Source organism: Flavobacterium ovatum, from assembly GCF_040703125.1.
Taxonomy (GTDB): domain Bacteria; phylum Bacteroidota; class Bacteroidia; order Flavobacteriales; family Flavobacteriaceae; genus Flavobacterium; species Flavobacterium ovatum.
This window is the reverse complement of the sequence record NZ_CP160035.1, coordinates 598,548-612,954: the sequence shown is the minus strand read 5'-3', so window position 1 is coordinate 612,954 and position 14,407 is coordinate 598,548. Positions and strand designations below refer to the sequence as shown.

Annotated in this window: 12 protein-coding genes; 7 read left to right on the top strand and 5 right to left on the bottom strand. The window is 34.1% G+C overall.

Annotated elements, in window-relative coordinates:
- Positions 1 to 32 precede the first annotated feature (32 nt).
- Positions 33 to 716, bottom strand: a complete 684-nt coding sequence (locus tag ABZP37_RS02725) for a ComF family protein (protein WP_366185414.1) — start codon at positions 714 to 716, stop codon at positions 33 to 35.
- A gap of 94 nt (positions 717 to 810) precedes the next feature.
- On the opposite strand from ABZP37_RS02725, the gene ABZP37_RS02720 reads away from it, so the two are divergent.
- The 5 genes from ABZP37_RS02720 (at position 811) to ABZP37_RS02700 (ending at position 6,816) form a co-directional block, all read left to right on the top strand.
- Complete coding sequence (locus ABZP37_RS02720) at positions 811 to 2,352, top strand: glycine--tRNA ligase (protein WP_366185412.1); 1,542 nt, start codon at positions 811 to 813, stop codon at positions 2,350 to 2,352.
- Between the two features lie 362 nt (positions 2,353 to 2,714).
- Positions 2,715 to 3,533 (top strand): LytTR family DNA-binding domain-containing protein, encoded by an 819-nt coding sequence (locus ABZP37_RS02715; protein WP_366185410.1) that lies wholly within the window; start codon positions 2,715 to 2,717, stop codon positions 3,531 to 3,533.
- A gap of 179 nt (positions 3,534 to 3,712) precedes the next feature.
- Positions 3,713 to 3,973, top strand: coding sequence for a hypothetical protein (locus ABZP37_RS02710; RefSeq protein WP_366185409.1), 261 nt, complete (start codon positions 3,713 to 3,715; stop codon positions 3,971 to 3,973).
- Between the two features lie 39 nt (positions 3,974 to 4,012).
- Positions 4,013 to 6,130, top strand: coding sequence for an ATP-binding protein (locus ABZP37_RS02705; RefSeq protein ID WP_366185407.1), 2,118 nt, complete (start codon positions 4,013 to 4,015; stop codon positions 6,128 to 6,130).
- A 2-nt stretch (positions 6,131 to 6,132) separates the two neighbouring features.
- Entirely contained in the window at positions 6,133 to 6,816 is a 684-nt protein-coding gene (locus ABZP37_RS02700; protein WP_366185405.1) for a response regulator transcription factor, read from the top strand.
- 91 nt (positions 6,817 to 6,907) lie between these two features.
- On the opposite strand, the gene thiL is transcribed toward ABZP37_RS02700, so the two are convergent.
- Entirely contained in the window at positions 6,908 to 7,954 is a 1,047-nt protein-coding gene (gene thiL / locus ABZP37_RS02695; RefSeq protein WP_366185403.1) for a thiamine-phosphate kinase, read from the bottom strand.
- Positions 7,955 to 8,101: 147 nt separating this feature from the next.
- Between thiL and ABZP37_RS02690 the strand changes: the two genes are divergently transcribed.
- Positions 8,102 to 9,034 carry a 1-phosphofructokinase family hexose kinase gene (locus tag ABZP37_RS02690; RefSeq protein WP_366185402.1) on the top strand — a complete coding sequence of 311 codons (933 nt, stop codon included), beginning with the start codon at positions 8,102 to 8,104 and terminating at the stop codon, positions 9,032 to 9,034.
- A gap of 100 nt (positions 9,035 to 9,134) precedes the next feature.
- On the opposite strand, the gene lepA is transcribed toward ABZP37_RS02690, so the two are convergent.
- Entirely contained in the window at positions 9,135 to 10,931 is a 1,797-nt protein-coding gene (gene lepA, locus ABZP37_RS02685; protein ID WP_366185400.1) for a translation elongation factor 4, read from the bottom strand.
- Positions 10,932 to 11,355: 424 nt separating this feature from the next.
- Here lepA and dusB point away from each other — a divergent pair, with 424 nt between their 5' ends.
- On the top strand, positions 11,356 to 12,348 hold the full coding sequence (gene dusB, locus ABZP37_RS02680; protein WP_366185398.1) for a tRNA dihydrouridine synthase DusB: 993 nt from the start codon (positions 11,356 to 11,358) through the stop codon (positions 12,346 to 12,348).
- Between the two features lie 134 nt (positions 12,349 to 12,482).
- Here dusB and ABZP37_RS02675 read toward each other — a convergent pair whose 3' ends face one another.
- Together ABZP37_RS02675 and rbfA are read right to left on the bottom strand one after the other, a co-directional pair.
- Positions 12,483 to 13,682, bottom strand: coding sequence for an FtsX-like permease family protein (locus ABZP37_RS02675; RefSeq protein ID WP_366185396.1), 1,200 nt, complete (start codon positions 13,680 to 13,682; stop codon positions 12,483 to 12,485).
- Positions 13,683 to 13,685: 3 nt separating this feature from the next.
- Positions 13,686 to 14,078, bottom strand: coding sequence for a 30S ribosome-binding factor RbfA (gene rbfA / locus ABZP37_RS02670; protein ID WP_366185395.1), 393 nt, complete (start codon positions 14,076 to 14,078; stop codon positions 13,686 to 13,688).
- Between the last annotated feature and the right edge of the window lie 329 nt (positions 14,079 to 14,407).

Genomic DNA, 14,407 nt, shown 5'->3' with positions numbered 1-14,407 from the left:
TTTTAGGGAGTCGATTTTGGTTTAAATTATTTTTATGATTGTGCCATTGCCATACAAATAATACTAATTCTGACTTCTGGAATTTTTTGCAAGGCTCTGCAGCAGGCTTCAAGAGTGGCTCCAGTTGTGATGATGTCGTCAATAAGAATGAAATGCTTTCGACGATCTTTTTCGGAAAATTTCACGTCAAATAGACTTTCAATATTCTCTGTTCTTCCTAGAAGGTTTTTCTTAGATTGTGTTTTGGTGTGTTTTGTCCGAATCAATATTTGATCTTCATAATAAATATTTAATCCTATTGATAATGTTTGGGCAAATTTGCTAACTTGATTATAACCTCTAGTTTTATATTTTTTTGGATGTAGTGGTACAGGAATAACGGCATAAGCCGTTTGTAAGGATTTTATTTTTTTTAAATCTTCAATATACCACTCTCCAATTAAAGTGCCTATTTCCTGATGTCCACGGTATTTTAAATTATGAATTAACTCTTGTACAATTCCTTTTTTATGAAAATAGAATAAGGCTGAAGCATGTTCAATGTCTATTCGACCATAAAATTTTTTAAAAGCTTCATTTTCTTTCAAAAGATGATGGTTAGTTAGTGGGATTTCATGCCTGCAATTGGTACAAATAATATATTCATTTGCTAAAAGTAATGTCTTACAACCCGTACAAATTGGCGGAAAGAATAAATTTAAGATCTGTTTTAACATGTATGGAAGTATTTATTTATAAAAATAGGAAAATCAGGCGTTCAATCTTTAACAATTTTCTTTTTTTTAACTACACTTTTTATATTTTTGCATTATGGCTAAACAAGAAGATATTTTTAAGAATGTAGTTTCGCACGCAAAAGAGTACGGATTTATTTTTCCGTCAAGCGAAGTTTACGATGGTTTAAGTGCAGTATATGATTACGCACAGAATGGTGTTGAATTGAAAAAGAACATCCGTGAATACTGGTGGAAATCCATGGTTCAAATGAATGACAATATTGTGGGGCTTGATGCCGCAATATTAATGCATCCAACCACTTGGAAAGCCTCAGGCCACGTAGATGCTTTTAATGATCCATTAATTGATAATAAAGATTCCAAAAAACGATATAGAGCCGATGTTTTGATTGAAGATTATGCCGAAAAGCTAAATCAAAAAGCAATCAAAGAAATCGAGAAAGCAAGAACTCGTTTTGGAGAGGCTTTCAACGAACAAGAATTTGTTACTACAAACGCTAGAGTGGTTGAATATAAAGCTAAAGAAAGACAAATCTTGGAGCGCATGGCTCGTTCTTTAGGAAATGAAGATTTAGCAGATGTAAAGGCGCTAATCGAAGAATTAGAAATTGCTTGTCCAGATTCGGGTTCTAGAAATTGGACTGAAGTACGTCAGTTTAACTTGATGTTTGGCACCAAATTAGGTGCTTCTGCAGATTCCGCAATGGATTTGTATTTACGTCCCGAAACAGCTCAAGGAATTTTTGTGAATTTCTTGAATGTGCAAAAATCTGGAAGAATGAAAATTCCTTTTGGTATTGCACAAACCGGTAAGGCTTTTAGAAATGAAATTGTTGCGAGACAATTCATCTTCCGTATGCGTGAGTTTGAACAAATGGAAATGCAATTTTTTGTACGTCCAGGCGAAGAAATGAAGCATTATGAATTCTGGAAAGAAGCCCGTTTAAAATGGCATTTGTCATTAGGATTGGGTAAAGCAAATTACCGTTTTCACGATCACGAAAAATTAGCACATTACGCTAATGCTGCGGCAGATATTGAGTTTAATTTCCCATTTGGTTTCAAAGAGCTAGAAGGAATTCACTCTCGTACTGACTTTGATTTAAAAGCACACGAGCAACATTCGGGTAGAAAATTACAGTATTTTGATGCCGAATTGAATAAAAACTATGTGCCTTATGTAGTAGAAACTTCATTAGGATTAGATAGAATGTTCTTGGCTGTTTTTGCTACTTCGTTGCAAGAAGAAGTTTTAGAAGACGGTTCCTCTAGAACTGTTTTAAAACTTCCATCAGTTTTGGCACCAACGAAAGCTGCTGTTTTACCTTTAGTTAAAAAAGATGGATTACCGAAAATAGCACATCAAATTATAGCTGACTTGAAATGGGATTTTAACGTGGCTTATGACGAAAAAGATGCCGTAGGTCGTCGATATAGAAGGCAGGATGCTTTAGGGACTCCTTTTTGTATTACGGTTGATCATCAAACTATTGAAGATCAAACAGTAACTATTCGTCATAGAGATACAATGAAACAAGATCGTGTAGCGATATCCGATTTAAAATCAATCATTGAAAATGAAGTGTCAATGAAAAACTGGTTAATGAAAATGTAATTATTTTCAAAATTTACGGCAAAAAGCTCTCCATAACGGAGAGTTTTTTTTGCTTTTTAGAGTCTTGTGTAAGAAATGATTGTAAAATTATAGTTGAATAAAAGAGAGGTTTTTGTTCTTGAACGGATTTATTTACCCTTTATCAATTAGTATTAACACTTCATCGATTTCTTTTGGTAATTAATTAAAAAAATAAGTTAAATGTTTATTTTAGCTTGTTAAGATGTCAGTTTTTAGTAAAAAAAGCAACATTTTATTTAGTTTTCCCAAAACTACCCCTCTTAACGTTTTGATTAGTGGTTGAAGTGTTTTATATACTTCGAAAGGAATAGCTATACCTAACCAATTAGGAAATACCATTAATGAACTATTCATACATTATTATTGATGACAATCAAGAAAATGCTCTAGAGACGAAAGCTATCGCCGATGGTTTTTCGGAGCTTTCTTATTTGGGTATTGCTAGTGATTATGATGAAGGGCTTAATTTAATACTGGAACACAAGCCGAAACTGATTTTTCTTGAAATTGAGCCTGCTAATAAAAAAAGTAATTTATCATTGGCGCTTATAAGTGAATTATACAGATACTTAAATGTCGTCCCTAAGATTATAGTTACTACTTCTAAAAAGGAGCTAGCTTTTGAAGCTATTCAATATGAAGTAGCAGATTATTTTATCAAGCCAGTTACTCGCATTGATATGATGAAATCATTGTTAAAAATTGAAAAGTCAAAAACAAACGATCAGTCAATACCTTCATCGTCTAAGGTTGAGCCCAAAACCGATATTGTCCCAAAGGTTGCTAAACCTGAAACCTCTTCAATTATAGAACCACTTATTTTGTGTATTAAGTCATATGGTGACTATAGATATATAGACACAAGGGATATTGCCTATTTTCAAGCAGATAATAATTCTACAGATATTCATTTGAATAATGGAGAAATGATTACCGCTTTCAAAACCTTAAAGCATTTTGAAGGGGTTCTTTCATATCCTTTTGTTCGTATTCATAATAGTTATATTGTAAATAGTAGTTGTATTTCAAGAATACATACAGGTAACTCTGTCTGTTATATTAAAAATACCGCTATCAAACTACCGTTCTCTAAATCTTATAAGGGGAATGTAGATATAATTATAGCTGAAATTTCAAGTGGAAATTACCTGGAAATCTAAAATCCATCCACTTACCCAGATTTGAGTGCCATTCACTACCAAACGACGTACATCTACCATAAGTACTGTTTATTATAGGGCAAATTGGGGGTTCTCTGTGTAGTTTTACAACATGATAAAGCGATAAACGCCAGTCATTTAAATAAGTAAAACAATATAAACACATAAAACCCCAAATTATGAAAAACTCAATCGTAACCTTCGGACTATTCACTTTAGTAATGGTATTAACATCTTTTACAACTCCAACTGATAATGTAGGCGGAAGCAGACAGATTAAAACTGATTATAATGTAGGCGGAAGCAGACAAATTAAAACTGATTATAATGTAGGCGGAAGCAGACAAATCAAAACTGACTTTACTGATAACGTAGGCGGAAGCAGACAAATCAAAACTGATTATAATGTAGGTGGAAGCAGACAAATCAAAACTGATTAATATTTAGTCAAATTAAAAATAATTAAAAGGCTGTCAATTTTGACAGCCTTTTTTTATGCCACTAATTTAAAATTAGTATTTTTGGTAAAATTGAAAATACTATTGAAGACTATTGCTAGAAATTTAATTTTTTGGTTATCATTTGTTTTTTTTGGGTGTACACCCAAAAAATCAAATGATAAAATAATTGGAGTAACCAATGATAGTTTGACTATTTATTTCACATTAGCGAATGATTTTAATTTACCTATTGAGAAAAGATTTGAATATATTAATAAGGCTAATAATATTGTAACCAGCCAAGAAAATGACTCTTTAAATCGAATAAATCTTTTTAAAATAGCAAATAGGTATTATAATACTAATTCAATGAAAGAATATTGTAAAACTGTTAATTTAGTTTTAGAAAATTCGGAAAAAGTTGCGGATACAGTTAGTCTCGCAAAAGCCTATGGCTATTTAGGAGATTATTATCGGATAAAAGCAGTTTCAGATTCTTCTTTCTTATTTTATTATAAGGCGGAAAAAATTTATGATAGACATAATGACAAATATGAATTGGCTAAAACACTAATAAATAAGTCAGATTTATTGTTTAGAGTTGGTGATTTTATCAGTAGTGAAAAAGAAGTTTTTAAGGTGCTTAGATTGCTTAAAGACGACAAAAATTTAATTGTTAAAGAAATTCATTATGACGCCTATAATACATTAGGAATGGTGTATAATGGATTGAGAGAGTTCGATAATGCAATTATTTATCATAATAAGGCGCTAAAAACCCTTGCTGAAACGGAAATAATTGGAAAAAGTCAAACTATGGCGATTTCCTATTTAAACCTTGGATTAGTGTATGTGAATTTGAAAAAATATGATATAGCTAAAGATTATTTTACCAAGGGTATAGAACAGCAAAATATAGATAATCAGGATTCTAATATTTATGCTTTATTGTTAGACAATTTAGGATATTCCAAATTTAAACTAAATGATCAAGATGGTTTACCTGAACTGTTTTATAAATCTTTAAATATTAGAGATAGCTTTAATTTTAAATCAGAGATTCCATTAAACAAAATACATCTTTCAGAGTATTATAATTTTAAAAAGGATAAAGTGCGGTCTTTGAAATTTGCTATTGAAGCACTTGCTGCTGCGAGAAAAATCAATTCGTCACGTGAAATTTTGGCGGCATTGAAACATATTGCCATTATTGATCCGAAAAATGCTGGAAAATACTCTAAGGAATACATCACTCTTAATGATGAATTACAGAGGGAAGAACGTAAAGTAGGTGAAAAATTTTCTCGTATTCAATTCGAAACAGATGTGATCAAAGGAGAATATACAGACTTGGAATCTAAAAATAGAAATTTAGTTTATGTTTTTAGTTTCTTTATTATTATAGGTCTGTTTATCTATATAGTAAAATCTCATAAAACTAAAAACAGAGAGCTTCAATACAAGCAGCGTCAGCAGCAAGCAAACGAAGATATTTATAATTTGATAATTACTCAACAAAATACGATAGAAACGAGTAGGGTTGAAGAGAAAAAGAGAGTAGCGCAAGAACTACACGATGGTGTTTTAGGAAGAATGTTTGGTGTTAGAATGAATTTAGAAGGGTTGAATAGCTATAATGATGATTTAGCTGTTTCGCAAAGAAAAAGTTATATTGTAGAGTTAAAAAATATTGAACAAGATATTCGTGAAATTTCACACGATTTGAATAGGGAAAAATCAGAATTAATTAATAACTTCGTAGCGATTGTTGATAATTTATTTGAAGAACAGAGAAAAACCTTTCCATCTAAATTAATTTCGAATATTGATAGTTCTATAAATTGGGATATAATGCCTAATGGGATAAAAATTAATCTATTTCGAATCATTCAAGAATCATTGCAAAATTGTAATAAATATGCTAATGCAAACTCAATTACTGTCGAAATAAGAAAGGTAAATGAGAATATTAATTTATCAATTCAAGATGACGGAATGGGGTTTAACGTTAATTTAAAGAAAAAAGGAATTGGATTGCAAAATATGACATCTAGAGCTAAAGAATGCAAAGGAGAGTTTAATGTGAAATCCAAAAATGGAGAAGGGACAAAAATAACTGTAATAATACCTATAGAACAAAAACAAATACCCACATAGAGATGAATATTGAATCAGTTTCTAAAACCAAAAAAAATATTTTAATTGTTGACGATCATCCTTTTATTATTCAAGGATATAAAAATGCAATTACTAGATATGAGCCCAATCAATTTGAGTTTATTATTGCTGAAGCCAAAGATTGCGAATCTGCTTTTCATGTTATAACAAATCCGGAACATAATTTTGATATTGCTTTTTTAGATATCAGTATGCCTTCTTTTGAAGAAAAAAACCTTTTCTCTGGTGAAGATTTGGCTAAGTTGATTATCGAATACATGCCCGATTGTAAAATCATTATGTTGACGATGTTTACAGAGTTTTTAAAGCTGAAAACATTAATTAGTAGTATAAACCCAAGAGGGTTGGTTATAAAAAATGATTTGACTTTTGATGAATTACTTTTTGCTTTTGATAAAGTAATAAAAAATCAAATTTATTACAGCAAGTCAATCTTAGAGATGTTAGAAGCTCACGACAATACAATTGAAGTTGATTTATTCGATAAGCAAATTTTATTTCATATGTCTAAAGGGACAAAACTAAAAGACCTTCCGCAATTTGTTCCAATTTCAATAAATGCCATTGAAGTGCGAAGGGCTAATTTAAAGGAGTTGCTAAATGTCTTAAGTGATTCAGATGCGGATCTTGTAAAAGCAGCAAAAAGCAAGGGATTGTTGTTTTAGACACAAATTAAAGTGTATGAAGGTATAAAAAAACCGCAAATTCAAAGAATATTTCTTGAATTTGCGGTTTTATGGTATTTATAAGTAGCGTTTATTCACTTAAAGCATTCCAGCCCCTAGCTTTCAATGCTATTTTGGTATTGGCACGAGTTACAAGGTGGATGCCTTCATTTTCTTCTGTCATGTGTCCAATAATTGAGAAGTTTGGATTTCCTTTAATCTTATCGAAATCTTCAATTGGAATAGTAAAAAGCAATTCATAATCTTCACCTCCATTGATCGCTACTGTCGTACTGTCAATATCAAATTCTTCACAAACATTGATAAATTGAGGATCTAAAGGCAATTTGTCTTCGTATAGATTACAGCCCACTTTGGATTGTTTACATAAATGAATAATCTCAGAAGATAAACCATCTGAAATATCAATCATTGATGTTGGTTTTACTTCTAAAGCGTGCAATAAAGTGCGAACATCTTTGCGAGCCTCTGGTTTTAATTGGCGTTCAATCAAATAAGTATAAGCATCTAAATCAGGTTGCGCATTTGGATTCACCTGAAAGACTTGTTTTTCTCTTTCTAAAACTTGTAGTCCCATGTATGCAGCTCCAATATCCCCTGTAACAACTAATAAATCGGTTGATTTTGCACCATCTCTGTATACAATTTCTTCTGCATCTGCTTCACCTAAAACGGTAATACTAATAATTAGTCCTTTTTGAGAAGAGGTAGTGTCTCCACCAATAACATCAACCTTGTATTCATTTGCGGCATGGGTGATTCCGGCAAATAATTCTTCCAAAGCCTCTAGCGGAAAACGATTGGATACCGCGATTGAAACTGTGATTTGGGTAGCTTTAGCATTCATGGCGCAAATGTCAGAAACATTCGTTACCACCGCTTTATATCCTAAATGTTTTAAAGGCATATATGCTAAGTCAAAATGAACCCCTTCAATCATAAGGTCTGTAGAAACCACTACTTTTTTGTCTTTAAAATCTAAAACTGCAGCATCATCGCCAATTCCTTTAAGTGTAGAGGGTTGATTGATTCCGAAATTTTTTGTCAAATGTTCAATCAATCCAAATTCGCCCAATTGAGCTATACTAGTACGTTGTGGGTTTTTATCTTCTATCATGGCTTCTATAAGGAGTGAAGTTTACACTTCAATTACTAAAATAATTATATCTAAAATTTAGATTGCAAATATACAAAGAAATACCCCCTATAAAATTTATGGTTATTGGGTATTTTTTTGCACCTTTAAATTATTAAAACAACAAACATGAACTTAGTTGATATTGTCACCCTTACAGTAAATCCCGCTTTGGATAAAAGTACTCATTTTAAAGGATTAGTAGCAGAGCAGAAGATTAGATGTGCTGAGCCTAGATTTGATGCTGGTGGAGGTGGAATCAATGTATCTAAAGCAATTGCGCGTTTAGGCGGTACATCAGTAGCGGTTTACACTTCGGGTGGAGCAACAGGGCAATTATTGGAAGATTTAATTGCCAAAGAAAACATTTTCTCTCAAGCAATTTCAGTTCAAAATTGGACAAGAGAAAGCTTTGTGGCAGTAGACGATCATACTAATTTGCAATATCGTTTTGGATTCTCAGGTGGTAAAATTGACGACGCAGAAGTAAAAACAATATTAGCAATAATTGAAAAGGTGGAAACCAAATTTCTGGTAGCTAGTGGAAGTTTGAACGAAGGATTGTCAACAGATTTTTATCAGAAAGTCGCGCAAATTGCGAAGAAAAATAACTCGAAACTCATCGTAGATACTTCTGGAGAGGCACTGGCTAAAATCTTAGAAGTAGGAGCTTATCTGATAAAACCAAACGTAGGAGAACTAGCAAAATTAATTGGAGTCGAAAAACTCGAAATGGAGGAAGTTAATCAGGCGGCAAAACAAATTATTGAAAAAGGTGGCGCCGAAATAGTGGTGGTTTCACTCGGTCCACAAGGTGCTGTTTTGGTTACTAAAGATCTGTATGAATATGTACCAGCTCCCAATGTAGTTAAAAAAAGTACTGTAGGTGCTGGAGATAGTATGGTGGGAGGAATTACTTGGGCATTGTCGCAAAATAAAAGTTTACAAGAAGTCATTCGTTGGGGAGTAGCTTGCGGGTCTGCTGCAACGATGAACGAAGGTACACAATTATTTAAGCCAGAAGATGCCAAAAGATTGTTTGAGTGGTTGAAGGATAAATAGTTTACTCTATAATAGAATTGAAAATATAAATCATAAAAAAACCTGATAATTGTACATCATCAGGTTCTCTCTATAGTCTATTTTCTTTATTCAAAAAAAATTAATCATTCAATTTCAAAACAGCCATAAACGCTTCTTGCGGAATCTCAACATTCCCTACAAGTCTCATACGTTTTTTACCTTTTTTCTGTTTCTCCAATAACTTACGTTTTCTCGAAATATCCCCACCATAACATTTGGCAGTAACATCTTTACGTAACGCTTTGATGGTTTCACGCGAAATCACTTTCACCCCAATCGCCGCTTGAATCGGAATATCAAATTGTTGTCTCGGAATCAATTCTCTCAACTTCTCACACATCTTTTTACCAATAGAGTAAGCGTTGTCCGTGTGCATTAATGACGATAAAGCATCGACAATAGTAGCATTCAATAATATATCGACTTTCACCAAACTAGACGTTCTCATTCCAATTGGTGTATAATCAAAGGAAGCATATCCTTTAGATACAGTCTTCAAGCGGTCATAAAAATCAAATACAATCTCTGCTAGAGGCATGTCAAAAGTCAATTCAACACGTTCCGTTGTCAAATACGTTTGGTTGGTAATCAAACCACGTTTTTCGATACATAAACTCATTACGTTACCAACATAATCAGACTTCGTGATGATAGTCGCTTTGATAAAAGGCTCTTCCACATGATCCAAACGAGAAGGCTCAGGCAAGTCAGATGGATTGTTTACAATCAAAATCGTATCAGGCTCCTTTTTGGTGTAAGCATGATACGAAACGTTAGGAACAGTAGTAATTACTGTCATGTTAAACTCACGCTCCAAACGCTCTTGGATAATCTCCATGTGCAACATTCCTAAGAATCCACAACGGAAACCAAACCCTAAAGCCGCAGAGCTTTCTGGTAAAAACACCAACGACGCATCGTTCAATTGTAGTTTTTCCATCGAGTTTCTCAACTCTTCATAATCCTCAGTATCTACAGGGTAAATTCCAGCAAAAACCATTGGTTTTACATCTTCAAAACCCTTAATTATATTCGTTGTCGGTACTTTCGCATCCGTCAACGTATCTCCTACTTTTACTTCTTTTGCTTCTTTAATTCCAGATATCAAGTATCCAACATCACCAGCCGAAATCACTTGTTTCGGAACTTGGTTCAATTTCAACGTACCAATTTCGTCTGCAAAATATTCATTGCCGGTAGCCATGAATTTTATCTTCTGACCTTTTTTAATTTGTCCGTTTTTCACACGGAAAATTACTTCAATACCACGAAATGGATTGTAATGCGAGTCAAAAATCAAAGCCTGTAACGGCTCATCGATATTTCCTTTTGGTGGGGGGATTTTTTCAATAATCGCTGCTAAAATATTTTCGACACCAAAACCTGTTTTTCCCGAAGCATGAATAATATCCTCCAATTTACAACCTAGCAAATCAATAATATCATCACTTACCTCTTCAGGATTCGCCGATGGTAAATCAACTTTATTCAAAACCGGAATAATTTCCAAGTCATTTTCCAACGCCAAATATAAATTTGAAATCGTTTGTGCTTGGATACTTTGTGCTGCATCAACAATCAAAAGGGCTCCTTCACAAGCCGCAATCGAACGCGAAACCTCATACGAAAAATCGACGTGTCCCGGAGTATCAATCAAATTCAGGATATATTCCTCTCCCTTATAAGTGTATTCCATTTGGATTGCATGACTCTTAATCGTAATTCCACGTTCACGTTCCAAGTCCATGTTATCCAGCAATTGCGCCTTCTCTTCACGAGCCGTCACAGTTTGAGTTGCCCCAAGCAAACGGTCAGCAAGCGTACTTTTACCGTGGTCAATGTGTGCAATAATGCAAAAATTCCTTATTTTTTTCATTCTATCTAAATATCAATAATGTATGTCGTCTCAATTAGGGCGTGCCGGCAGAATCCCGAAGGGTCGGGAGCCGTCGGGCTAATCGTTCCCGCTTTTTTTATTTTTCAATTGCCACGGGTTTAAACCCGTGGCAATTGAAAAATAAAAAAGAGCTCCACTACTATCCCTCACGCAAAACCAGACAATTAATCTGCAAATATACGCTAAATTCGGTAGCTTCAAAGTCTTATAGTACAAACCAATGACAAAGATTTTAAAGTTTAGAAAAGCTCATTATTTTTTTATTATTTTGCGCATCTCTGCGTCTTCTTTGTGCGTCTTTGCGAAACGAAATAACCTACTAAAAACTATATTACGAAGGCTTTATTCTTTAATCTTTTTTCTATTCTCTTAAAAAGCGTAATTTTGCACAAAATTTAAGCAGATGATTAAGATTGGCAACATAGAATTACCAGATTTCCCATTACTACTTGCACCCATGGAGGACGTGAGCGATCCGCCCTACCGTAGATTGTGTAAGATGCATGGTGCCGATATGATGTACTCTGAATTTATTTCATCCGAAGGTCTTATCCGTGACGCCATCAAAAGCCGAATGAAATTAGACATCTTCGACTATGAACGCCCAGTCGGAATCCAGATTTTTGGTGGTGACGAAGAAGCCATGGCCTTGTCTTCAAAAATTGTTTCTGCCGTAAACCCCGATATTATTGACATCAATTTTGGTTGTCCCGTCAAGAAAGTAGTTTGCAAAGGAGCTGGAGCTGGAGTTCTTAAAGATGTTGATTTAATGATTCGCTTAACCCAAGCCGTTATCGATAGTACTCATTTACCCGTAACCGTAAAAACCCGATTGGGTTGGGATGATAATTCCATCAATATTGATGAGGTTGCCGAGCGTTTACAAGATATTGGTGTTGCCGCTTTGAGCATTCACGCCCGTACAAGAGCGCAGATGTACAAAGGTCATTCCGACTGGTCACATATTGCCCGCGTCAAAAACAACCCAAGAATCACCATGCCTATTTTCGGAAATGGAGATATCGACAGCCCCGAAAAAGCATTACACTATAAAAATGAATACGGCATTGACGGAATCATGATTGGCCGTGCAGCCATTGGTTACCCTTGGATTTTCAACGAAATTAAACATTTCTTCAAAACTGGTGAGCACTTGGCAAAACCAACCGTAGTCGATAGAGTAGAAGCCGTACGTAACCACCTAACCTGGGCAATGGAATGGAAAGGCGAACGTTTAGGAATTGTAGAAACTCGTCCTCATTATACCAATTATTTCAAAGGAATTCATTCGTTCAAACCTTTCAAACAAAAATTGGTTACCGAAGACAATCCATTAGAGCTGTTTGCTATTCTAAACGAAATCGAACAAGTTTACGCCGATTACGAAGCGGTATAATTAATATTAAGATAAAACAGTTAATATAAATTCCACTAATTTACACCCATAATTTCGTGTCAATTAGTGGAATTCGTCTTTTTTTTAAATCAAAAATCACCAATCGTTAATCACCAATCGTTAATCATTTTTTTCTAATCCAGCAACTTCTCGCTCACTCGACTACTCGCAATCAACGAAGCGATAAAGCCAAGAACCATAATCGTTCCCATCACGATAACCACGTTCTCAAGCGAAAACACTACAGGGTAAGGCAAAGTTGGAGTAATCATGATTAGTTCATAATATTCCTGAAAAAGCACAATTACAATTCCGAGCGATAGACCAATAAGGCCACCAAAAAAGCTTAACAACGTTCCTTGTAATAAGAATATTTTTCGCAAACTTTTGATCTCGACTCCTAAGTTAAAAAGGGTTTTCAAGTTTCCTTTTTTGTCCAAAATCATCATGATTAATGCGCCAATCAAGTTAAAAAGTGCAATAATAATCACCAAAGTAAAAATCAAATAAACGGCAATATTCTCCGTATTCAACATTTTGTAAAGCGACTCATTAAGTTGTGCTCTATTTTTTACCGTGATTTTATTTTTGAAAATAGCATTCAATTGAGCTGTAATTGCCGTTTCATCAGCTCCGGGTTTTTCTTTAAATTCAATGCCCGAAACCTGATTTCTATTGTATTCCAGTAAATCTTGAGCCATTCTCAAATCAGCAAAAACATATTTAGAATCTAAATCTTCACTTATAGCATAAATTCCTATTGGGTAAATGATAGTTTTATTAAACGCATCATCAGCTGAGTTGATACCTCCTCTTCCTGGCTTTGGAACAAAAACTTCTAGGTTCGTATTAAAATCCAATAACCCCATCGAAAATTTCTGCGCCAGTCCATACCCCACAACAACTTGAGCCGTATTGTATTCAAACCATTGTCCGTTATACAGCGATTCAACAATCGGATTGACTTTGGTGAATTGAGAATCCACACCTTTCAAATAAGTCACTTCCTGTTTGTCATCATAAACAAACAAAACACGTTCCTCAATAATTTTGGAGAAAGAGGCGATGCCAGTAATTTTCTTAATTTGATTTTCTTGCGAAGGAGTCATCTCAAATGATTTGCCAAGCGTACTGCTAATTTTCAAATCGGGATCAATATTATTCGTAAACGAAAGGCTAAATTCTTTCAACCCGCTAAACACAGACAAAACCACAAACAAAGCCATAGCGCCTACAATAATTCCCATACTCGCAATGCGATTGATGATATTGATGGCGCTGTTTTTACTATTGCTCCGAATGTAGCGGTGGGCTATATATAGCGGGAAATTCAAACTTTATTGAAATCTTCGTTTGTCTAATAAATCTCTGTTTTCAATCGGATTCTCTTGATTTTTCATGGCATTATTGATTTTCTCAATATAATCCAAGGAGTCATCCACAAAGAAAACCAAGTTAGGCACGCGTCTCAATTGCTTGCTTACGCGTTGTGCCAAATCATGCTTAATTATTTTGCTATTCGACTTAATTCCTTCTAAAATTTCTTGTGCTTTTTCCTGAGGAAAAATACTCAAATATACCGTTGCCACAGACAAATCTGAAGTCACAGCCACTTTTGATACCGAAATAATTAAATTGGTCACTCCATTTTTTCTCACTTCACCTTGCAAGATATCCACCAAATCTTTTTGGATTACCCCACCTATTTTTTTCTGTCTATTTGTTTCCATACTGCAAAAATACTACTTTTAAACATTATATAAGCAAAAATACAAAAACCTAAAGAGTCAAAGTTTTTTCAGGAGCTATTTCCCGCTATCCGCTTTATCTTTTCTTGTCAAAAAAAGGCAAGAAAAGGATGCCGCTCCTATCGGGGCTAGGGCATGGTGATAACAGGGAATATAGTTTCCAAAAAAAACAACTTTGGTACTTTAATATATTTTTGATTGAAAAGTAACGATGAACGATTGCAGATTTGGTGGTAGGAAGCAAAATCTATAAATTCAAAGGAAGTGTACTTCAAAAATCAAAAATCGTTAATCAAAAATCGTTAATCAAA

Bases quoted from the DNA above. Each gene is read 5' to 3' on its own strand.
- ABZP37_RS02690 (WP_366185402.1), top strand. From the start codon at position 8,102: ATGAACTTAGTTGATATTGTCACCCTTACAGTAAATCCCGCTTTGGAT.
- lepA (WP_366185400.1), bottom strand. From the start codon at position 10,931: ATGAAAAAAATAAGGAATTTTTGCATTATTGCACACATTGACCACGGT.
- ABZP37_RS02720 (WP_366185412.1), top strand. From the start codon at position 811: ATGGCTAAACAAGAAGATATTTTTAAGAATGTAGTTTCGCACGCAAAA.
- ABZP37_RS02700 (WP_366185405.1), top strand. From the start codon at position 6,133: ATGAATATTGAATCAGTTTCTAAAACCAAAAAAAATATTTTAATTGTT.
- dusB (WP_366185398.1), top strand. From the start codon at position 11,356: ATGATTAAGATTGGCAACATAGAATTACCAGATTTCCCATTACTACTT.
- ABZP37_RS02725 (WP_366185414.1), bottom strand. From the start codon at position 716: ATGTTAAAACAGATCTTAAATTTATTCTTTCCGCCAATTTGTACGGGT.
- ABZP37_RS02715 (WP_366185410.1), top strand. From the start codon at position 2,715: ATGAACTATTCATACATTATTATTGATGACAATCAAGAAAATGCTCTA.
- rbfA (WP_366185395.1), bottom strand. From the start codon at position 14,078: ATGGAAACAAATAGACAGAAAAAAATAGGTGGGGTAATCCAAAAAGAT.
- ABZP37_RS02710 (WP_366185409.1), top strand. From the start codon at position 3,713: ATGAAAAACTCAATCGTAACCTTCGGACTATTCACTTTAGTAATGGTA.
- thiL (WP_366185403.1), bottom strand. From the start codon at position 7,954: ATGATAGAAGATAAAAACCCACAACGTACTAGTATAGCTCAATTGGGC.